Source organism: Planomicrobium soli (assembly GCF_003014655.1).
Classification (GTDB): Bacteria; Bacillota; Bacilli; order Bacillales_A; family Planococcaceae; genus Planococcus; species Planococcus soli_B.
Map to the genome: position 1 here is coordinate 212,866 of NZ_PYAT01000001.1, position 20,404 is coordinate 233,269.

At 44.3% G+C, this 20,404-nt stretch carries 27 protein-coding genes; 1 reads left to right on the plus strand and 26 read right to left on the minus strand.

Annotated elements, in window-relative coordinates; genetic code table 11:
- Positions 1-4 precede the first annotated feature (4 nt).
- From mgsA to B0H99_RS01035, 3 genes are read right to left on the minus strand one after another with little or no spacing between them, the layout of a single operon-like run.
- Positions 5-409: a methylglyoxal synthase gene (mgsA, locus tag B0H99_RS01025; RefSeq protein ID WP_106531760.1), complete on the minus strand. Its 405-nt coding sequence runs from the start codon at positions 407-409 to the stop codon at positions 5-7.
- Positions 410-424: 15 nt separating this feature from the next.
- A complete protein-coding gene (gene dapB, locus B0H99_RS01030) occupies positions 425-1,225 on the minus strand; it encodes a 4-hydroxy-tetrahydrodipicolinate reductase (RefSeq protein ID WP_106531761.1) in 801 nt (266 codons plus the stop codon).
- Entirely contained in the window at positions 1,222-1,560 is a 339-nt protein-coding gene (locus tag B0H99_RS01035; protein WP_106531762.1) for a nucleotide pyrophosphohydrolase, read from the minus strand. The genes dapB and B0H99_RS01035 overlap by 4 nt, the downstream gene beginning before the upstream one ends.
- 86 nt (positions 1,561-1,646) lie before the next feature.
- Here B0H99_RS01035 and B0H99_RS01040 point away from each other — a divergent pair, with 86 nt between their 5' ends.
- A complete protein-coding gene (locus B0H99_RS01040; protein WP_425440373.1) occupies positions 1,647-2,534 on the plus strand; it encodes a YitT family protein in 888 nt (295 codons plus the stop codon).
- A 64-nt stretch (positions 2,535-2,598) separates the two neighbouring features.
- Here B0H99_RS01040 and B0H99_RS01045 read toward each other — a convergent pair whose 3' ends face one another.
- The 23 genes from B0H99_RS01045 to B0H99_RS01155 all read right to left on the minus strand — a co-directional run bounded on the left by B0H99_RS01045 (position 2,599) and on the right by B0H99_RS01155 (position 20,386).
- Positions 2,599-3,273, minus strand: coding sequence for a zinc metallopeptidase (locus B0H99_RS01045; protein WP_106531763.1), 675 nt, complete (start codon positions 3,271-3,273; stop codon positions 2,599-2,601).
- A gap of 46 nt (positions 3,274-3,319) precedes the next feature.
- Positions 3,320-3,940, minus strand: coding sequence for a lipoprotein heptaprenylglyceryl N-acetyltransferase LhaT (lhaT, locus tag B0H99_RS01050; protein WP_106531764.1), 621 nt, complete (start codon positions 3,938-3,940; stop codon positions 3,320-3,322).
- A gap of 60 nt (positions 3,941-4,000) precedes the next feature.
- Complete coding sequence (locus B0H99_RS01055) at positions 4,001-4,780, minus strand: menaquinol-cytochrome c reductase cytochrome b/c subunit (protein ID WP_106531765.1); 780 nt, start codon at positions 4,778-4,780, stop codon at positions 4,001-4,003.
- 39 nt (positions 4,781-4,819) lie between these two features.
- Entirely contained in the window at positions 4,820-5,494 is a 675-nt protein-coding gene (gene qcrB / locus B0H99_RS01060; protein ID WP_106531766.1) for a menaquinol-cytochrome c reductase cytochrome b subunit, read from the minus strand.
- Between the two features lie 23 nt (positions 5,495-5,517).
- Positions 5,518-6,021, minus strand: a complete 504-nt coding sequence (locus tag B0H99_RS01065) for a QcrA and Rieske domain-containing protein (protein WP_106531767.1) — start codon at positions 6,019-6,021, stop codon at positions 5,518-5,520.
- Positions 6,022-6,172: 151 nt separating this feature from the next.
- On the minus strand, positions 6,173-6,625 hold the full coding sequence (locus tag B0H99_RS01070) for a YpiF family protein (RefSeq protein WP_106531768.1): 453 nt from the start codon (positions 6,623-6,625) through the stop codon (positions 6,173-6,175).
- A gap of 9 nt (positions 6,626-6,634) precedes the next feature.
- Positions 6,635-7,195, minus strand: a complete 561-nt coding sequence (locus tag B0H99_RS01075) for a ReoY family proteolytic degradation factor (RefSeq protein WP_106531769.1) — start codon at positions 7,193-7,195, stop codon at positions 6,635-6,637.
- A 14-nt stretch (positions 7,196-7,209) separates the two neighbouring features.
- Positions 7,210-8,463 (minus strand): tetratricopeptide repeat protein, encoded by a 1,254-nt coding sequence (locus B0H99_RS01080; RefSeq protein WP_106531770.1) that lies wholly within the window; start codon positions 8,461-8,463, stop codon positions 7,210-7,212.
- Between the two features lie 86 nt (positions 8,464-8,549).
- A complete protein-coding gene (aroA, locus tag B0H99_RS01085) occupies positions 8,550-9,833 on the minus strand; it encodes a 3-phosphoshikimate 1-carboxyvinyltransferase (protein WP_106531771.1) in 1,284 nt (427 codons plus the stop codon).
- Positions 9,834-9,848: 15 nt separating this feature from the next.
- Positions 9,849-10,940 carry a prephenate dehydrogenase gene (locus B0H99_RS01090; protein WP_106531772.1) on the minus strand — a complete coding sequence of 364 codons (1,092 nt, stop codon included), beginning with the start codon at positions 10,938-10,940 and terminating at the stop codon, positions 9,849-9,851.
- The gene (gene aroH, locus B0H99_RS01095) at positions 10,937-11,320 is read right to left on the minus strand and encodes a chorismate mutase (RefSeq protein WP_106531773.1); all 384 of its coding nucleotides are present in this window, start codon (positions 11,318-11,320) and stop codon (positions 10,937-10,939) included. The genes B0H99_RS01090 and aroH overlap by 4 nt, the downstream gene beginning before the upstream one ends.
- A complete protein-coding gene (aroB, locus tag B0H99_RS01100; protein ID WP_106531774.1) occupies positions 11,321-12,391 on the minus strand; it encodes a 3-dehydroquinate synthase in 1,071 nt (356 codons plus the stop codon).
- Positions 12,392-12,393: 2 nt separating this feature from the next.
- Positions 12,394-13,566, minus strand: coding sequence for a chorismate synthase (gene aroC / locus B0H99_RS01105; RefSeq protein WP_106531775.1), 1,173 nt, complete (start codon positions 13,564-13,566; stop codon positions 12,394-12,396).
- 192 nt (positions 13,567-13,758) lie between these two features.
- Positions 13,759-14,205: a nucleoside-diphosphate kinase gene (gene ndk, locus B0H99_RS01110; protein WP_106531776.1), complete on the minus strand. Its 447-nt coding sequence runs from the start codon at positions 14,203-14,205 to the stop codon at positions 13,759-13,761.
- 85 nt (positions 14,206-14,290) lie between these two features.
- Positions 14,291-15,265 carry a heptaprenyl diphosphate synthase component II gene (hepT, locus tag B0H99_RS01115; RefSeq protein WP_106531777.1) on the minus strand — a complete coding sequence of 325 codons (975 nt, stop codon included), beginning with the start codon at positions 15,263-15,265 and terminating at the stop codon, positions 14,291-14,293.
- Between the two features lie 17 nt (positions 15,266-15,282).
- A complete protein-coding gene (locus tag B0H99_RS01120) occupies positions 15,283-15,987 on the minus strand; it encodes a demethylmenaquinone methyltransferase (protein WP_106531778.1) in 705 nt (234 codons plus the stop codon).
- A gap of 5 nt (positions 15,988-15,992) precedes the next feature.
- Positions 15,993-16,769, minus strand: a complete 777-nt coding sequence (locus B0H99_RS01125; protein WP_106531779.1) for a heptaprenyl diphosphate synthase component 1 — start codon at positions 16,767-16,769, stop codon at positions 15,993-15,995.
- A 77-nt stretch (positions 16,770-16,846) separates the two neighbouring features.
- The gene (gene mtrB / locus B0H99_RS01130) at positions 16,847-17,068 is read right to left on the minus strand and encodes a trp RNA-binding attenuation protein MtrB (RefSeq protein ID WP_106531780.1); all 222 of its coding nucleotides are present in this window, start codon (positions 17,066-17,068) and stop codon (positions 16,847-16,849) included.
- A gap of 30 nt (positions 17,069-17,098) precedes the next feature.
- The gene (gene folE, locus B0H99_RS01135) at positions 17,099-17,674 is read right to left on the minus strand and encodes a GTP cyclohydrolase I FolE (RefSeq protein WP_106532011.1); all 576 of its coding nucleotides are present in this window, start codon (positions 17,672-17,674) and stop codon (positions 17,099-17,101) included.
- A 236-nt stretch (positions 17,675-17,910) separates the two neighbouring features.
- Positions 17,911-18,183, minus strand: a complete 273-nt coding sequence (locus B0H99_RS01140; protein ID WP_106531781.1) for an HU family DNA-binding protein — start codon at positions 18,181-18,183, stop codon at positions 17,911-17,913.
- Between the two features lie 171 nt (positions 18,184-18,354).
- A complete protein-coding gene (locus B0H99_RS01145) occupies positions 18,355-19,065 on the minus strand; it encodes a hypothetical protein (protein WP_106531782.1) in 711 nt (236 codons plus the stop codon).
- A gap of 10 nt (positions 19,066-19,075) precedes the next feature.
- On the minus strand, positions 19,076-19,279 hold the full coding sequence (locus B0H99_RS01150) for a DUF2768 domain-containing protein (protein WP_106531783.1): 204 nt from the start codon (positions 19,277-19,279) through the stop codon (positions 19,076-19,078).
- A gap of 87 nt (positions 19,280-19,366) precedes the next feature.
- On the minus strand, positions 19,367-20,386 hold the full coding sequence (locus tag B0H99_RS01155; protein WP_106531784.1) for an NAD(P)H-dependent glycerol-3-phosphate dehydrogenase: 1,020 nt from the start codon (positions 20,384-20,386) through the stop codon (positions 19,367-19,369).
- Positions 20,387-20,404: the final 18 nt, after the last annotated feature.

Genomic DNA, 20,404 nt, shown 5'->3' on the forward strand with positions numbered 1-20,404 from the left:
CCTCCTATTCTCTCCGCCCGCGAATCAATCGCCAGTCCACAAATCCTTCTGATAAGCCTTTTAACAGTACTTCAGCTGTTCCCATATTCGTTGCAAGCGGAACTCCATATACGTCGCATAATCGGATTAATGCCGTCACATCCGGTTCATGCGGCTGAGCGGTCAATGGATCCCGGAAAAAGATGACCATATCCATCTCGTCTTGAGCTATCATCGCACCAATCTGCTGATCGCCACCAAGAGGCCCGGACCGAAAGCGGGTAACATTCAGACCGGTTTCGTCCATGATTCGTTGTCCTGTCGTTCCTGTCGCATAAAGTGAATGTTGGACTAAAATCGGCTGATAAGCAGTGACGAATTGAACCAAATCATCTTTTTTGCGGTCATGAGCAATTAACGCGATTTTCATTCCATCTTCCTCCTTCTAGTCGATAATATGCTCAAGTCCATAGACGAGCTCTTTCAAGTTCATGACGGTTTTTACAGACAGCACAATGCCAGACATGAACGAACCTCGATTGAACGAATCATGGCGAATTGTCAATAGCTGCCCTTCTCCTCCAAGAAGAACTTGCTGGTGAGCCACAAGCCCAGGAAGCCGGACGCTATGTATGCGCATGCCCTCATAATCTGCGCCTCTTGCTCCAGGAAACGTTTCTTTTTCTTTTGGATGGCCTTGAACATGGGCTGGACGCACTGCTGCTATCAAGTTGGCGGTCTTCAATGCTGTGCCTGACGGGGCATCCAGTTTCTGATCGTGATGCATTTCAATAATTTCAATATCAGGCAAGTATTTGGCTGCCTGCTCCGCAAACTTCATCATCAATACAGCGCCGACAGCAAAATTCGGGGCAATAATACAGCCAAGTCCCGATTCTTTCGAGATGGCTGTCAGTTCTTCCAATTCTTCATCGGTAAAGCCGGTTGTCCCGACGACCGGACGGATGTTAAGCGCCAACGCTTCTTTTGTATGTTTGTAAACCGATTCCGGTGACGTTAAATCAACTAGTACGTCCGGGCTTGTTTTTTTGTGCAGTTCTGTTAAATCGGTAAAAATAGGTGCTCCATAGGACGGCGGGAAAAGGTTGGTATCCTCGAGTGTCTTTCCTATATCCTTATAGTCCAACACCGCAACCAATTCCATTTCCGTATTTTTCATAATTGTATGTACTGCCTCCTGGCCCATTCTGCCTCGGGCTCCAGCTATTGCTACACGTATTGTCATTCGGCTTCTTCCTTTCTTGTCCAGCGGTCTTTATCTCGAGTATTGAATTTATGCATAACCCGGTCATGCGCTTTTTCCAAATCAATATTCATTGAATTTGCCATACAAATCAATACGAAAAGCATATCTCCCATTTCGTCTTCGATGCTTTTCTCTTCTTCAGTCGCTTTCTTTTTCTTGGGCCCGTGTACATGAATCACTTCACGCGCCAGTTCTCCAAGTTCTTCCGTAAGCCGAGCAAGCATTTCCAAAGGCTCAAAATAACCTTCTTTGAATTGTCCGATATATTGGTCCACTTCTTGTTGAAGTTCGTTCATCGTTTTATGTCCAGCCATATCATCACACTCCTCTTTTCATCGTAAAGAAAATGGGGGATGTTGTCAAAATCATTCTCATAGCTGATAATACAAGAGTTGGATTAATGATGGGAGTTGATCTTTTGCTAAAAGAGCTACAAATTAAAAACATTTTCTTTATCTTGGTCGGCGCCGCAATCTACAGTTTCGGTTTTGTTCACTTTAATATCCAAAATGAACTGGGTGAAGGCGGGTTTGCAGGCATTACGCTGATTTTGTATTTCTTGTTCCAATGGGATCCTGCATTGATGAACTTATTGCTAAACATTCCCCTATTCTTTATCGGCTGGAAGCTGCTTGGAAAAAAAGTCTTTCTTTATACCATTATCGGCACAATTGCAGTATCTGTATTTTTAAAGCTATTCCTTGTTTACGAAGTCCAAATCAATCTTCACGAAGATTTGTTTTTGGCGACATTGTTTGCAGGTGTCTTTGTCGGGATTGGACTTGGCATTATTTTCCGGTATGGCGGGACAACCGGCGGTGTGGATATTATCGCGCGCCTTGTACAAAAATACAGCGGCTGGAGCATGGGCAAGACAATGTTCTTGTTCGATGCGGTTGTCATTCTTCTTTCTCGGGCAACATTTTTGGATAACCGTACAATGATGTACACGTTAGTTGCTGTTTTCGTCGGAGCGCGCGTTATCGACTTTGTCCAGGAAGGCGCTTATTCCGGTCGTGGCGCTTTGATCATCTCCAACTATCAGGAGGAGATTGCGAGACGGGTTGCTGTTGAAATGGATCGGGGCATAACGATTCTTCGCGGCTATGGACACTTTACAAAAGAAGAGCGTGAAGTGCTGTATTGCGTAGTCGCAAAAAACGAGATTGTCCGGCTCAAAAATATTATCAATAGCGTCGATCCCCATGCTTTTGTTTCACTAATTGAAGTTCATGATGTCATGGGCGAGGGATTTACGCTCGATGATAAAAAACAGCCGATTGGATAAAAGCATCAGTTGCTTGCAATCAACCTCATAGAAAAACCGTTCCGAAAAATTCGGAACGGTTTTTTTATGAACGATTCATGTTTGAGTAGATTAACAGGAGACGAGCAAGTTCAAGTACTGCTACAGCTGTCGCCGCCACATAAGTCATGGCTGCAGCGCTCAATACTTTTTTCGCGTGTCTTTCTTCTTCATTGCGGATAATATTGTGCGAAAGCAATTGGTCCATTGCACGGCTTGATGCGTTAAACTCTACAGGCAAAGTGACGAGTTGGAATAGCACACCAGCTGCTAAAAGCACAATACCAAGCAACAAAGCGCCGCTCCATTGAGAAAAAAGCCCGATCATAATGAAGATCCATGATGCATTTGATGATACATTCACCAAAGGAACTAGGCGATGGCGCAAGCGAAGAAACGAATACGCTTCCGCATCCTGAATCGCATGGCCTACTTCGTGCGCAGCAACGGCAGTGCCCGCAACAGAAGCTTCGTGATAGTTATGAGAACTTAAAGCAACAATTTTCGTTAACGGATTGTAATGGTCACTCAACATTCCACGGCTTTCAACAACTTTTACATCGTGCAGGCCGTTTTGGTCCAATATAATTCGGGCAACTTGTGCGCCCGTATGGCCAGAAGTCGAGCGGACTTTCGAATACTTGCTATAAGTTCTTTTCAGTTTGAACTGAGCCCATAACGGCAACGCAAGCAACACAATAAAGTAAACAAGAAATCCCATAATGTATTTCTACACCTCTTTCTTACTATTTCATACTCTTATTTTACTAAGAAATGTCAGTATTGGTCAATTGATATGCTCTTGCTTTGTTTAAGTTAGCTACATAGCAGGCAAACGCTATACAAGCTATCGACAGCCAAAAAGTAAAATAGCCGATCTGAGCACTATAATCATTTAAGCTGCTGTAAATTGGCATTTGCCCAAACACATAGTCGATTACATCATTGTGCAGCGTCCAAATTGCCGTAAGGGCAACTGACCACCAGCCAAAGCGATAATGGTCTATGTAAAGAACCGCTTGGAGCGCCATAGCAAAATGTGAACCGATAAGCATCCAGCCCATCCAGCCGATTTCTCCTGCCTGCCAAAGAGTAAGAAAATTCATGACGACAGCCCATAAGCCGTACTTGATCAGTGTGATAAATGCCAGCGCCTCAAACAACGGACTGCGCTTTCCGAAAAGCCATAGCCCTAAAATGATAGTGAAAAATAAACTGGCTGTCGGGCTATCCGGTACAAAGATTAGAAACTTCGGTTCTGTAATTTTTAATTGCCAGCCATACCATATGTATCCATAAATCGTTCCAAGCAGATTGACGATAAATAATAGAAGCAAAAATGGCCGGTACATCAGCCATACAGAAAGTTTTTGCATAGAGGATACCATCGCTTCTCCCCCTTTCCGAGTAGTAAAAAAGAGCCGGTTTCCCGGCTCTTTTCACATTAATTATTCAGATAAACCATCGATGAATTCAGCCATGACTTTTAAGTCTTCGTCTGAACCATCCCATGATGGCGGCATTTTTTGCTGGCCGTCTTCTTCAATACCATTTACAGCAATTTGAGCGATTTCTTCAGCTGTATATTCTGTATTGGTAAGAGCCGGTCCAACCGCGCCTTCTAAGTTGTCGCCGTGGCAGCTGATACATGCTGAACCTGCATAAATTTCATACCCAGGATCGCTCGTATCAATCTGTACTTCCTCAACGATTTGCCCTTGAGCTTCAGCAGCTTCCCAGTCGTGGTTTACTACTGATTCCCAAGTCAAGAAGATAATTGCAGCTACTGACAAAAGACCGAACGCCAATGGCAATTTGCGTTTTGACAAGCGACGTTCTGGACCTGGATCCAAGAATGGCGCTAGCATTAGAGCACCGAACGCAAGTCCTGGCATAATGATTGCACCGACAATGTTGAATGGACCAGATGCAAATTCATATTTTAGCAATTGATATAAGAATAAGAAATACCAGTCTGGCAATGGAATATAACCTGTATCCGTTGGATCTGCTTGGCCTTCAAGAGGCGTAGGATGCGCAACAGTCAACAGCAAGTATCCGATCAAGAAGACAGCACCAATCATCCACTCTTTCAAAAGGAAGTTGGGCCAGAAAGCTTCTGTTTTACCAGGATATTCGGAATAATCTTTAGGGATATTTGGTTTACGATGCTGCAAACCAGGCACACGAGAATCCCCTACGAACTTCATCCCTTTTCCGCGATGCATAGTGTCCCCTCCTTTATAAATCCTTACGACCGCTGAATCTTATAGCGGTCCTGAAATACCTTGTCTTCTGATTATGACAAAATGCGCGCCCATCAACCCAAGTAATGCGGCAGGCAAGAAGAATACATGAATCGCGAAGAACCGTGTTAAAGTTTGTGCACCGAGAATTGTTGAATCCCCGGCAAGAAGGACTTTGATCATGCCACCGATTACTGGAACCGATGCGGCAATTTCAATACCTACTTTTGTTGCAAATAAAGCTTTCATATCCCACGGAAGCAAGTAGCCAGTGAAGCTCAGACCTAAGATTACGCCGAACAGCAATACGCCGACGATCCAGTTCAATTCACGTGGTTTTTTGTAAGCTCCTGTAAAGAATACACGTAGCGTATGAAGGAAGATCATAACAACTACTAGAGAAGATCCCCAGTGGTGCATCCCGCGCACGATTTCTCCAAAAGCAACTTCATTTTGAAGATAATAAACCGACTGCCAAGCATTTTCAATATCCGGTACATAATACATTGTTAAGAACATACCTGATAAGATCTGAATTACTGTAATGAAGAATGTTAGTCCTCCGAAGCAGTAAACGAATGCTGAGAAGTGGTGTGCGGGGTTTACGTGTTCCGGTACTTCATGGTCAGCAATATCACGCCAGATCGGCGTGATGTCCAAGCGCTCATCAACCCAATCATATAACTTGTTTAGCACTGGTGTCGTACCCCCTTAAACTATTAAATTAAACTGTTTGCTTTTACTGCACCGATCGCAAGAAAGCCGTTTCGATCTTCAACTGCGAATTCATCGAGCGGTCCAAGCGGTGGTGTTCCTGCAATGTTTTGGCCATTTTTTTCATAGCGCCCAGCGTGGCACGGACAGAAAAATTGGGTAGGGTGTTCCGGGTCAGCTGCCCAGTTCACTGTACATCCCAAATGCTTACAGACTGGTGAAAGTGCGACAATTTTATCGCCTTCTTTGTATACCCATGCAGAGCTCGTCACTTCTGAAGTGTACCATGCATCAACTTGCTCATATGCAAAGTCAACACGCACTGGTTCTTCTGATAGATCAGCTACCGCTTGGTCAGTCAATATGAAATCCCCAGCCGTATTCTCTTGAAGAATCGGGTCTACCGCAAAACGAATCATCGGCATTAGCATTCCTGCTGCCATGAAACCACCAACACCGGTTAAAGTATAACCTAGAAATTGACGTCTTGATACACGATTGTTACTCATCCTTTTCCCCCCTCTAACATTCAAGGTCAGTCCAATGGACATACTCATTCAAATATAATTACTAGGACAACCTAATGATATATCAATAGAAAGTGCAGGTCAATATTGCATTCCATCTATTGCATATCTAATAGAGCAGTTTGTGAACATTTCATGAAGGCTTTGTCCACTCTTTTGTAAAGAGCGGAAGCACCTGGCGCAACTGGTCTTCCATCACGGAATTCCGGAATTTCTGATCCATATGTTCGATTGGAATTGCCGGCAGCCATATGATATTTTCCAGGCTGTCAATTGTTCTCCAAGCAACATCTGTCGTCAAATAAAACACATGTTTGAACCCAGCCTCTTCGAGCTCTTGTCTCAGTTCATCCGCAATCCTTTCACGATCTGCTTTTTTTGCATAAGAAATAGGCGGAAGCAAAAGTATCCGCCCTTTAAATTGTTTTTCTAGTAAAGCGGTTAAGGACTGCAAGTACTCGGACGCCCCAGCACTTCTCTTTACACCTTCGTTGCTTAGATCAACTTCGAGCAATGGCACGATAGCCGTATCAACGTAGTCTTTCTGTTGAATGAATTGGTCCATATCTTTGCCGATAAAATACATAAGTTTTCTTCACTCTCCATTTTTTCTCATGTTCTTCACTGATTGCAGCAGCTCAGACAATTCGAAGAACTTTTCCTTGTTACTCGAATCGAGTGCTTCATCAATCTGCTTCAATATCGCTTCCTCTTGGAAAGCGGACATACTTTCTTCCAGCACCTTTTCCGCCACTAAACGGTCTTGGTCATTATAGGAGGCGTTTTTCGGCATGTATGGATTTTCCTCCAAAACAGACAAGTAAAGCGGAGACGGCGGACGGTTCGGAAAATTCAATTGTACATATAATTCCTGTTCAGGGTTGAGGCGGAGATCATGGAAAGACTTTTCCGCGTCAGCCGTCATCAGGTTGCCTTTATAGAAGCGAAACGGAATTTCCTTCGACTCGGTCGAGGACATGACCATTGCGCGAGGGCAGTAATGCGCTTCTTCCACAAAATGAGTTTTTTCAAGCAAGTTTTCATTGCTGAGCATGTAATTGAGGATCCAGATGCATTCCCGTCTTTTCATCTTGTGAGACTGCAAGAACCAACGGACAAACTGCTTTTTCTCTCCCACTGAAACTGATGCGGTCATGTTTATTCCCCCTTTCATTCCACAGACTGTTGCCAATCAAACCACTCAGGATTGTTCGGCTGCAGACTCTGTAGCTCTTTAATAATTTCGATGGCGCGTTCCCGTTTTCCTTCTTCCAATAAAAAGCGAGCATATTTTTCAAGAAAATCCGGGTCTTCCGAAAATGACGGATACGCTTTATCAAAATAAGCAGCGGCCTGGACAAACTGCTCTGTGCGTGCATAAGATTCCGCAATCATTGGGTAAAGGCCCGCCCAGTCGTCTTCACGGGCGACTACCGCTTCCGTCAACTCAAGCACATCCTCATCCATTTCCTCAGCATGGAAATAAGACACCAACGTAAATATGGCTTCCATGTATTCCGGATCCAGCGCTATTGCTTGGCGCAGGTAATCGATGCCTGCCTCTTTATCGCCCAGCTTGAGCGCTAGTTTGCCTGCAAACAAATACAGTTCTTTCTCAAACTCGTTTCGGGCGATGCCTTCTTGAATGGCTTTGTAGGCACCTTTGTAGTCTTCTGCCATATTCAAGCTTTGTGCCCGCAGGAAATAGGCCGAGAAATAATCCGGATCAATTTCAATCAGCTCTTCAAGCCAGCGGACGGCCATGTCATATTGGCGGGTCTGGAATGCCGCAAAAGCTGCTCCGAACATGACGTCCGGCTGTTTCAAATCATCCAGCGCCTCATTGTAATACGGCAGTGCTTCTTCATAGGCTGCACCGGCACTATATACTTCAGCGAGCCGTTCCGATAGATTGACTCCTTCTATTTGGACACGCTGTTCCTTCAAATCCTGATAAATCTTCGCCGATTCCAAATAACGTCCTGAATCCAATAGCAGCTCCGCTTTTGCCTGCATCAATAACGGTTCATCCGGCAACAGCTCGATCGCTTCGTTCAAGCGGCTTTCCGCCGCCTCAAGCAAACCTTGCAGTTGGAACAAATCGGCCAATGTCACAAGTGCCTGCGGATATAATTCATCTTCTTTCGATATTTCCATCAAGGCATTAAGCGCCTCGTCTTCGCGGTCAGCTTCAATCAGCATATTGGCTTTATCAATTGCCAGCTGAGCTTCTTCCGGAAAAATATACTGGAGGTGCTCTAATACTTTGATCGCTTCTTCAACAAATCCGATCTCCGCAAACCATTCAGACAAACCATACTGCTCGTCCGGATCGCCGCTCAGTAAATACTGATCCAGCAACAGATTGACCGATTCCATATTCCCTTGTTCAACCGCTTTTTGAATATCTTTTAAGTTTGCCATGCTATCACCTATTCTTTTTCATTTTCCTCTTATAATCCTACACGAAAGCTTTGGCTAAGCATAATAAAAACTCCCCCGCAGGAGAGTTAGTTTAGCAAAGAATTTAGTTGTTCAATAAAGTCAGGATATGAAACGGAAATGCATGCAGGGTTGTCGATAACAACTTCTTCTGAAGCGACAAGCGCAGCTACCGCTTCCATCATGCCAAGCCGGTGATCGCCGTACGTTTTTACGCTTTCACCTTTCAAAGGTGTCGGGCCGTTTATGATCATGCCATCATCAGTAGCTTGAATATCAGCGCCTAGCTTCGTCAGTTCCACTACAACTGCGGCTATCCGGTCTGTTTCTTTAACCCGGAGCTCTTCCGCGTCCTTGATTACCGTCGTGCCAGTTGCTTGTGTGGCAATTAGGGCAATCAGCGGTATTTCATCTATCAGCCGAGGAATCAGATCGCCGCCTATTTCAATCCCCGTTAATGCTGAAGAGCGGATTGTCAAATCGGCTGCTTGTTCTCCTGATGTTTGCCGCTCCTCAATGTCAAAATCAGCACCCATTTGGCTGATAACATCCAAAATTCCGGTGCGGGTCGGGTTGGTACCGACATTTGTTAACTTTACTTCACTATTAGAAGTGATCAGTGCGGCTCCGATCATAAAAGCCGCCGATGAGATGTCTCCAGGCACATTAACATGATTGGCTGTCAGTGTTTGGCCGCCATCAATTTCAATCGTACCGTTATTTCTTGAAATCTTGGCGCCGAAGTGTTCGAGCATGATTTCTGTGTGGTCACGTGATGCGACCGGTTCAGTAACCCTTGTTTTCCCTTCAGCTTTCAATCCGGCAAGCAAGATTGCGGATTTCACTTGGGCACTGGCAACCGGCAACGTGTAATCGATTCCCGTCAGTTTGGTTCCTTGTACAGCAAGCGGCGTATACTGGCCGTCGCGGCGCCCTCGAATATCCGCTCCCATTTGGCGCAGAGGGTCAATGATTCGCTTCATTGGCCGCTTGGCGATCGATTCGTCGCCTGCCATGACGGAGTGGAAAGAAGTTCCGGCAAGGATACCAAGCATCAAGCGCGTTGTGGTGCCTGAATTCCCGGTATCCAACACTTCAGAAGGCTCTTCCCAAGATCTTTCCCCACCGCTCTTGATTGTAACTTTGTCGCCGTCCAGATTGATTTCAACACCAAGCTTTCGGAAGCAGCTGATCGTACTCAAGCAATCGTCTCCTAGAAGAAAGCCCTCAACTGTAGTTGTGCCAGCCGCCATAGCACCGAACATGATAGAACGATGCGAAATGGATTTGTCACCTGGAACTTGAATGGCCCCTTTTAAAGAAGGGCTCGCATAAGATAAATTTAACGCCATTAGACAAACGCCCTTTCATGAAATATATGAATCGTAGGAAGTTCTTCGATCGAAGCAATCTTTGGCACGTTCCCGATCCTCAGCCCTTTGAAAACTAATGACCAGAATGCCGAAAACGTCTTCGCGAGTTTCCAATATGCGGATATTAACGATGCTGATTTTTTCCTCGGCCAAATAACCGGTCAGTTCTGAAATGATTCCCGGCACGTCAGGAATATCAATATGCAAATCATAAACAGAAAAGAGCGCCCCGCTTACTGCAATCGGCAGCTCATCGCGCACTTCTTTTGCCTGCTTGAAATATTGTTGAATAGAATGGGGTTCATTCGCCTCTAGCAGAAGTTTCAGCCGGTTCATCTCATTCATCCAGTTGTCCAGCTGACGGATGATCATGTTGTTGTTCTGCGTGGTAATATCGCGCCACATTTCCGGATTGGAAGAGGCGATGCGGGTTGTGTCCCGGAATCCGCCTGCCGCAAGTTGGCGGACAAACGGATTCTCTTTTTCCTCTTTGTCCAATTGGTGGACAAGCGAAGCAGCAATTAGGTGTGGGAAATGACTGACGATTGCGGTCAAGTAATCGTGTTTCTCGGCAGCCAACACTTCTATTTTCGCCTTAGTGACAGACAGCAGCTCTTTTAATTTCATTACGTCCTCTTCATCCGCTTTTCTAGACGGAGTCAAAATATAAAATGCATTTTCAAACAACAAATCTTTTGCCGCTTCTACTCCGCTTTTATGGGAACCAGCCATAGGATGGCCCCCAATAAAAGGAGTTTCCAGCTGGTCGGCCGCTTCCATAATGCGCAATTTCGTGCTGCCGGTATCCGTCAATATGACGCTTTCTTTCAAATCCCAGAAACGGCTTTGCTCCATCAGTTTAAGCGTGGCGCCAACCGGTGTTGCAAAAATAATTATATCCGCATCTCTCGCCGCACTTTCCAATGTCGGAGGAGCGCTTTGTATGATCCCCATTTTATACGCCTTGCGCTGAGTCATAGGGTCGGTATCATAACCCGCTATATGAACATCTTTGTGCCGCTGCAGCGATTTTGCAAGCGAACCGCCGATCAATCCGAGACCGATAATAAGTACATGTGATTTCATGCGTGGCTCACCTGATTATTCTTCACCAAGTCCGGACGCAGCTTAACCGCTTCATTCATGAAAATGTGCTGAATGTCTTTTTGGCTTTGTTCTGTATTAACATGCATCATAACCCGGATACAAAGAGGCAAACTGCCTGGCACGTTCATTTCATGCGTACACATTACAGGCACATATGTCCAATTCTCTAATGTCCGAACTGCTTTTGCCGGAAAAGCAGAAGAAACATCAGGGGTTGTCGATATAATGACCGACGCAACTTCTTCGGGGTCGATATTGTTCGCTTTTATCATTTCCAGAACCAGTTTTTTCGTTTCCTGCAAAATTTCATCCGGGTGATCTTTTGTTACTGTAATTGCACCTCTAACTCCTCGGATCATTCAAACTCCTCCTAACATTGAACAAAGTTCTAAATATGCCGCTTCTGCTCTCTTTTCTTCAATCGTCTCAAGAAATGGAGTTCCGGTCTTTTCCAAAAGCACAAAACTAAGAGCCCCTTCAGATGACTTCTTGTCTTTTTTCATAAAAGGCAAGATTTCCTCAAACGACACTTCTTGCAGCTTTTCCAGCGGATAACTGTTTTTTCTGCACCAGACGAGAAACTCGTTTAATCGGGCATGGTTTGACAAATGCAAGGCATAGGCCATTCCCAGCGCAACCGCTTCACCGTGGGTAATTCTTCCATAGCCAAAGTGCCCTTCTAATGCATGGGCAAGCGTATGGCCGAAATTCAGGTATTTTCTTACGCCACTTTCAAACTCGTCTTCTTCGACGATGGCCGCTTTAACAGCAATCCCTTTTTCAAGGTGAGCCATTATTTCGCCATCTGCCATCGTACCAAGCTCATCTATTTCCAATAGTTCCAAGAGCCAGCTCTCATTCGAAATAAATGCATGCTTTACCACTTCAGCCATTCCGGAACGAACTTCGTCAGCCGGCAGCGTCCGCAAAAGCTGAATATCATAAAGAACGGCTTCAGGCTGGTAAAATGTTCCAATCATATTCTTGCCAAGTTTATGATTGATGGCAGTCTTGCCGCCGACTGCACTATCATGTGCAAGAATAGTGGTCGGAAGTTGAATATAAGGAATGCCGCGCATAAAGGTCGAAGCGACAAATCCGGCCACGTCTCCGGTGGCTCCACCGCCAAATGCCAACAATAACGATTTTCGGGAACAGCCTTCAGAAAGCAAAAAAGTATGGCAGTCCATGAATGTCTCCACCGATTTTGCCTGTTCTCCGGCTGGAATCGTCAGCACACGAACATCGAACTCCCGCAAGTAACCAAGCAAGTATTCTAAATGCAATTTGGCTACTTGAGCGTCTGCCACTACCACAATGCGGTCAGCGGAACTTAATAATCCGTGATAGTCTTTCGTGAATAAGCTGAAAACCTGATGTCCGATATGTACGTTATAAGGATGGTCGGCTTCAACGCGGAGTTGCTTCATCATTAAAACTCCTTTGTATACTGTGAGTAGTTCTTGATATTTTCTCTCAGGCGCGGCAATTGATCTGCATCGAATTGTTCCATCAATGCGTTCGCAATCTCCCATGCCACTACATGTTCGGCGACGATGGACGCTGCTGGCACTGCGCAGCTGTCAGACCGTTCGATACTTGCCTGGAATGCTTCTTTCGTTTCTATATCCACGCTTTGCAGCGGCTTATAAAGCGTAGGAATCGGCTTCATAACGCCCCGGACGACTATAGGCATGCCAGTTGTCATACCACCTTCAAAACCGCCCAGATGGTTGGTTTTACGGGTATATCCATTATCCCCATCCCATAAAATTTCGTCATGGACTTCACTCCCCGGTCTTCTCGCCATTTCAAAACCGATGCCGAATTCCACGCCTTTGAATGCGTTGATGCTCATAATGGCAGCTGCAATTTTTGCATCAAGCTTGCGGTCGTAATGAACATAGCTGCCGATACCAGCAGGCATGCCTTCCACGATTACTTCGACCGTTCCGCCAATAGAATCGCCATTCTTTTTCGTTTCATCTATTAAATCTGTCATTCTTTTAGTTGCAGTAGGATCTGCACAATAAACCGCGTCATTCTCCACTATTTCCCGGATTTCGTCAGCTGATTTTCCAAGATAGCTTTCCGGATTGACTTTAATGCCGCCAATTTCCGTAACATGCGAAACAATCTTTATGCCAAGTTCAGCGAGCAACTGCTTTGCGACTGCGCCGACCGCTACGCGAACTGTCGTTTCGCGTGCCGAAGAGCGCTCTAATACGTTGCGCAAATCCCGGTGACCGTACTTGATGCCGCCGTTCAAATCAGCATGTCCAGGTCGCGGTCGGGAAATTTGACGTTTTACTTCGTCTGTTTCTTCAATCGGTTCGATTCCCATAATATTGGTCCAGTGTTTCCAGTCATCGTTCTTCACAACCAACGCTACTGGTGAACCAAGCGTTTTGCCATGCCTTACTCCCGAAACGATTTCCACTGTATCTTTTTCAATCTGCATTCTTCTGCCTCGGCCGTGGCCGCCTTGGCGCCTCTTCAACTCTTTGTTGACCATTTCTACTGTCAACGGCATTAATGCCGGCAACCCCTCGATGATAGCTGTCAATTGCGGTCCATGGGACTCACCTGCTGTTAAATAACGCATTTCCACTTTCTCCCTTCAACGTGCTAAAGTATTTATAGACCACTATAACATATCCTATTTGACCAATTCTATACGAAATAAACAGATAAAACAAAACTGTGCATACAATTTAACCGCTTGTTTCCGGATTATGGTATTTCCCCAAAATAAAAAGGCTGCCGAGAGTTTCTCGACAGCCTTTTATGTGTTGAATTAGTTTACCCAGTTGTTGATTGTTTTTTCGTATGATACTAATTCTTCTTCTTTGAAGAACAAGCCGATTTCACGCTCAGCGCTCTCAGCTGAATCCGAACCGTGGATCATGTTTTTGCCGACAGTAACTGCGAAGTCGCCGCGGATTGTTCCTGGAGCTGCATCTTTCGGGTTAGTAGCGCCCATCATTTGACGTGCAGTCAAAATAACGTTTTCACCTTCCCAAACCATTGCAAATACAGGACCTGAAGTGATGAAGCTTACCAATTCACCGAAGAAAGGACGCTCTTTGTGCTCGCCGTAATGCTCTTCAGCCAATTCAGTAGGAATTTGCATCAATTTAGCTCCCACCAAGTGATAGCCTTTTTTCTCGAAACGCGCAACAATTTCACCGATTACGTTGCGTTGTACGCCGTCTGGTTTAACCATTAAAAAAGTTTTTTCCATTATAAACACTCCTCTAGTAAGAACTCGGGCAATTTGCCCACCCTAAAAAATACTAACATTGTGACACTATTTGTCAACTGTCGGGTTAAAACTTTCTTTTTCCTATAAAAAATGCAATGTTACGCATTGTTTTATTGGCCGTGCTTTTTGGCAAGTAAGACAACTCTTTCAAGGCCTTGTTCAAGTAACGTTCGCTGATCGCCTTCGATTCCTTGATGGCCGGACTGTTACGGATCCGCTTTACAATATAGAGCCTTTCTTCATCTGTCAGTTCTTTGTACAGGCTTTCTTTCAAGAGCTGGTATATATCCTTATCCTTACGGGCAAACAATATAGGCAAAGTGATATTACCTTGAATAAAATCACTTCCTGCAGGTTTCCCTAATTCCTCATCAGTCGACGTAAAATCCAAAATATCATCGATTATCTGAAAAGACATGCCAATAAAATAGCCGAAGCGCCGCAAATGAGCTGCTGTTTTCTCATCAGTGCCAGAAACCAATGCGCCCAGTTCACAGCTGGAAGAAATCAGCAAAGCGGTTTTGCGCTTTATGCGCCGCAAATAGTCTCTCATATTCTGGTCAAGCTTGTATTTGTCTTCGATTTGGATAATTTCACCACGGCATACTTCAATCATGGTTCTTGAAAGAATATCATGGACATTCGGCACGTCGACTTTTGTTATATATTCCAAAGCGCGCGCAAGGATGAAATCCCCTGTATACATCGCCACACTATTGTTCCACTGCGCCTTAACAGTCGGCTGCCCTCTTCGCATTTCGGAGTCATCAATAACATCGTCATGGACCAAAGAAGCCATATGGATCAACTCGAGAGGAACGGCCACTTGTTTCATGACCTCGATGTTATAATTCCCAAACTTTCCGGCAAGCAAAACAAAAACAGGTCGGATTCTTTTCCCTCCGGCCTGCAACAAATGAAGAGAAGCGTCATTCAATAGGTGAGAATTGGAATCCACTGCCTGTTCTAGTTCTTTTTCAATCATTTCTAACTCCGGTTTAAGGTCGGAATAGAGCAATTTCAACTTCATCTTTTCCACTTAAAAACCTTCTCCCGCTATTTTACTTTTTTTATACCTAAGTGAAGCGCTGCGGCTCCTCCTGTATAAGGTTTGTATTTTACTTGCACAAAACCGACTTGCGTAAACAGTTTAGCCAATTGTTTCATTCCTGGAAAACCTTTCGCCGATTCTTGCAGCCATGAATATTCTTTATAGCTTTTGGCGAATAATTTGCCGAAAACCGGCATGATGAAACGGAAGTACAGTCGGAAAAACGGCTTAAATAGCAAGCTTTCAGGCTGTGAGGTCTCTAGACAAGCGATCATTCCGCCAGGTTTTAGAACGCGATGCATTTCTGATAGCACCTGACGGTAATCAGGTACGTTACGCAAGCCAAAACCAATCGTTGCAAAGTCAAAAGAGTTGTCTGGAAAAGGCAAACTCATTGCGTTGCCTTGGATCAATTGCACTTGTGGCAAATCTTTTGTTTTTTCAATTCCCACATTCAGCATATTCTGGCTGAAATCCAGACCAACGACTTTTCCAGACTCACCTGTGGCTTTTGCCAACGCTATTGTCCAATCAGCGGTTCCGCAGCATATGTCGATTGCAGATGCTCCGGGAGGAACTTGCATTTTTTGCATTGTATCGCGGCGCCATTTATTGTGTTGCTGAAAACTAATGACAGAATTCATCTGGTCATAGTTATCAGATATTTTTTCGAAAACTTCATGCACTCGTTGTTCTTTCGTTTTTTGCATTTTAGTCATCCTTCTCGAGTTAGCTGCTCAGCTCTGTGCTGGTGCGGGGTTATTTGATGGAGCATAAAATGTTTCAGTTCATAGTCAAAGGCATAGCCATTCACACAATTTTCAATCTGGCTGTGCAAACTATCCAATTTTTCAAGCAGCCAGTTTTCTGTATGTAAGTCTTGCTGCAATGATTTTTTCAATAATCTTAGTACATGTGTCTGGCCGTCCCGTTGCAGACATTCCAGCTCTTCTGCATAGCGGATATAATTGAGTGTCAGCTTAGCTAGTGGCGTGTATTCGTCATATCCGTAATAATCATAGAAGGCGGTCAAAAGCTCGGTTTCTATCACTTCAACCGTTTCATCTATATCCGCAACTGAATGAATGGATTCCTCGTAAAAAGTAGCTTTTTTTTCACTGATTTGCACAACTGCGGTCGCTATTCTTTGAATAAGCGGAATGTTTCTCAAGTTAGTCAACATGTGGTAATAAATTCCGCTATAGAAATCGCCCGCCAAAACCGTCAATTGTTGTTTTTTCGTTACTGGGGCATCTTCTTTGACTTGATCATGGGCATGCAGGGCAGCATAAACAATCGCAACTGTTTTTGCAGAAACTTCGATTTTGCCTGACCATTGCTTGCCATCAAAAAAAGGCAATAGCAAAAAAAACAACCGCGCATGCTCAACAGAAGGTCCTGCTGTGTATTTCTCGAGCGTCCGTTGTTGTACCGCTTTCAAGACGTCGATTTCCATGGAAGTTATTTTAGACTGTATTTGCTGTAGGTTCATACTGCTTGCTCCATTCATGATTTCGACATACCACTCTAGTATATCACAGGGTAGACCATGCCTTCATTCAATATTGCCTATTTTTTCGATTCGCTCTCTATAATGCCATAAGGCGAATGCACTTCCGCTTTTCCGCGGATCTTCATAGCAGAAGTATGCTCTGTAAATTGCGCGATCATCACTTCGCCTTTATCCAGCTTCTCTGTATGATGGAACTTCGTGTCATTGCCCCGCGTTAACCCGATAACATTTACGCCATCTTCCTGTGCACGGATAATGATGTATTCTGGTTGTGCCATTATTATTCACCTGCTTTTAATTTTAAAAGTTTAGTCCATCTTAATATAAGAAATGACTTCAGAACGTTTAATAGCGTCTTCTTCAAAGACTCCTCTGGAAACAGCAGTCACGGTTTTAGCTCCCGGCTTTTTAATGCCTCTCATGGTCATACACAAATGTTCAGCTTCAACCATAACAAAAACGCCATGCGGATTTAATGTGTCTACTAATGAATCGGCAATTGTTGAGGTGATTCGCTCTTGTAGTTGCGGCCGCCTTGCGACTGTCTCTACTGCCCGCGCCAGCTTGCTTAGTCCGGTCACTACACCGTCTCTGGGAATATAGGCAACATGCGCCTTCCCGAAAAACGGCACCAAATGGTGTTCGCACATTGAGTAGAACGGTATATCCTTCACAAGCACCAATTCTTCATGTCCTTCATGAAAAACAGTTTTGAAGAATTCCTTTGGATCTTCATGCAACCCTGAAAAAACTTCCGCGTACATCTTTGCTACCCGCTTAGGTGTATCCAAAATGCCTTCCCGGTTGATATCTTCCCCCACCGCTTCCAAAATCATTGTAACGGCTTTTTCGATTTTTTCTAAATCTACGTTTTGTAACTCCATATCAGTCACTCTATTTCCTCCTGTTGAAAACCTATCAATTTTAATTAAAAAATGAGTGGTCATCCTTCAATCATTATTATTATATCTATTAGCATGTCGATTAAAATAGCAGCTTTCACTTTCTCACATGAATCGTAGCATATGGCGATAGGATTGGCAAAATCGGACACTCAAAAAAAGAATGGCTTTTGCGTGAACATGTCACGCAAAAGCCATTCTATGTACATCACTGAAGATTATTTCACTGCGTCTTTAAGCGCTTTACCTGGCTTAAATGCAGGAATTTTGCTTGCAGCGATTTCGATTTCAGCACCAGTTTGCGGGTTGCGTCCTTTGCGAGCTGCACGCTCACGAACTTCAAAGTTACCAAATCCAATTAATTGTACTTTGTCACCTTGAGTTAGAGCATTTTGAATCGTTTCAAATGCAGCGTCAACTGCTTTAGCAGCGTCTTTACGAGAAAGTTCAGCCGCTTCCGCAACAGAGTTCACTAATTCTGTCTTGTTCATGCTATTCACCTCCTCTCAAAGGGGATGCAATCCAGTAATCCTGTAAAAAGAGTATCATAACAAAAAATGCATAGCAACCACTAATACCGCGGTTTAACAAGAAAATGGGCCGTTATTTCCATATAATTACTTTTATTCGTCGATTACATCAAAAACTCATCATACCACTTCTTATTTATTATTGAAAACCGGCTCATTGTCCTCATTTATGGTATACGGCAAAGAATACGCCGGCACCATTGGACTGTCTTCATAAAGCAAAAAGCGTATATCTTCGCCTTCCTTTAGCTCGCCTTCATATGCTTGGATAGCTGTGTACAGGTCCATAGAATAGTCGATATAAATATCGCCTTTTCCTGTGATTACCATTGGCAGATTTCTCCCACTATATGGACTTACGACCGTCGGCTCTTCTGACAATCCCATTGCTTCATAGTTGAATTTGTATACATTATCAGCAAGAATCTCGGATATCGGAACTTTTCCGGCGTTGGCACTTTTCCGTATATTAACTGAACGAATCGCTTCAGCAATTCGCAGATCGACCAATTTAACGGTCGGATTTTCTTCAACGTCCATTAAAACATATTGGAATATACCGCCTGTTTCAAATGCATTGGGCGGAACCTTCGACATATATGCAGGAACAATTTTAGAGAAATCAATGGGATATTTGATATATTGATCAACTTCCATATCGCGCGTCTTGATCGGCAAAAGATTGCCGCTGGCTCCCCGGTACTGATTCACAGCATTTTGTACCGAAATAAGCTGATCCTCATAAGGGGTCTGGTTTTCAGCTCTTTCACTGGCTGGATACATACAGCCAGACAGCAAAACCAAACAGGTTAACATAATAAATATACTAGATACTTTTTTCATCTTTCTCACCTCACGCGCTGCCGGTTGGGCCGCTGAATACCGTGAACACAGTAATAAAGAATCCAAGAATCAGCAAGATATATGCAATTAATGCTAAAAGAAATTTTAGGATGCCGTTGGATATTTTGTATCTGCTTACATAAATCAATCCCATGGAAAGAAGCAAAAAGCCGATCCCGGCAAACGATACCCACATTTTATCTAAAGAACTCATAATAGGCCGCCTTTCTTTCGGTTTCAGTCAATAGTATAACATAAAAAAAGAAGGGGCTAAGGCTCTCCTCCCCTCCTTTTGTGACAATTAAAGCAAGTTAATCAAGTCTTCCATCTCGTTTTTCTTATTACGGGCCATAAGTGCATTGACAGCTTGTTCAGTAGTTATGCCATCGAATAATACGGAATATAATGCGTCTGTAATTGGCATCGGCACGTTGTATTTCTGTGCCAATTGATACGCAGCTTTCGTTGTTCGAATTCCCTCAACGACCATTCCCATTTCCTCGAGCACTTCTTCAATTGTTTTGCCTTTTCCAAGCATATTGCCAGCCCGCCAGTTTCTCGAGTGGACGCTTGTACAAGTAACGATCAAGTCTCCGACTCCTGTAAGACCGGAGAACGTCAGCGGCGTTGCGCCCATCTTGACTCCAAGGCGAGCGATTTCCGCCAGTCCTCGTGTCATTAAAGCAGCTTTGGCGTTATCTCCATACCCCAGGCCTGTCGTGATGCCAACAGCGAGGGCGATGATGTTTTTCAATGCCCCCCCCAGCTCTACACCGATGACGTCCGTATTTGTATAGACTCGGAAATACTGATTCATGAACATGTCTTGGACACGCTCTGCGGATGCTGTATTCTGGCAAGCTGCCGTGACAGTTGTCGGTTGTTCAAGAACCACTTCTTCCGCATGGCTCGGCCCCGACAACACCACAATATCTTCGATCCACTGTTCCGGTATTTCCTCTTGAATCATCTCACTGATCCGCTTTAATGAATCTGGTTCAATTCCTTTAGAAACATGCACAAACAATACTTTCTTATCGAGACTTTCACGAATGCTTGCACATACTTCCCGAATCGCTTTGGTCGGAACGGCCAAAACGAGGACATTTGCATGAATGACTGCTTTAGTGATATCGGCAGTCGCCACCAATTTTTCCGGCAAGCGGATATTTTTTAAGTACTTGTTGTTTGAATGTTGGTTTATTTCTTCCGCTTGGTCAGGGCGGTGCGTCCAAATTAATATATCTTGGCTATTTTGGGCAAGAACATACCCTAATGCAGTTCCCCAGCTTCCTGCACCGAAAATTGAAACCTTCTCCATTATTCTACACCACCTATT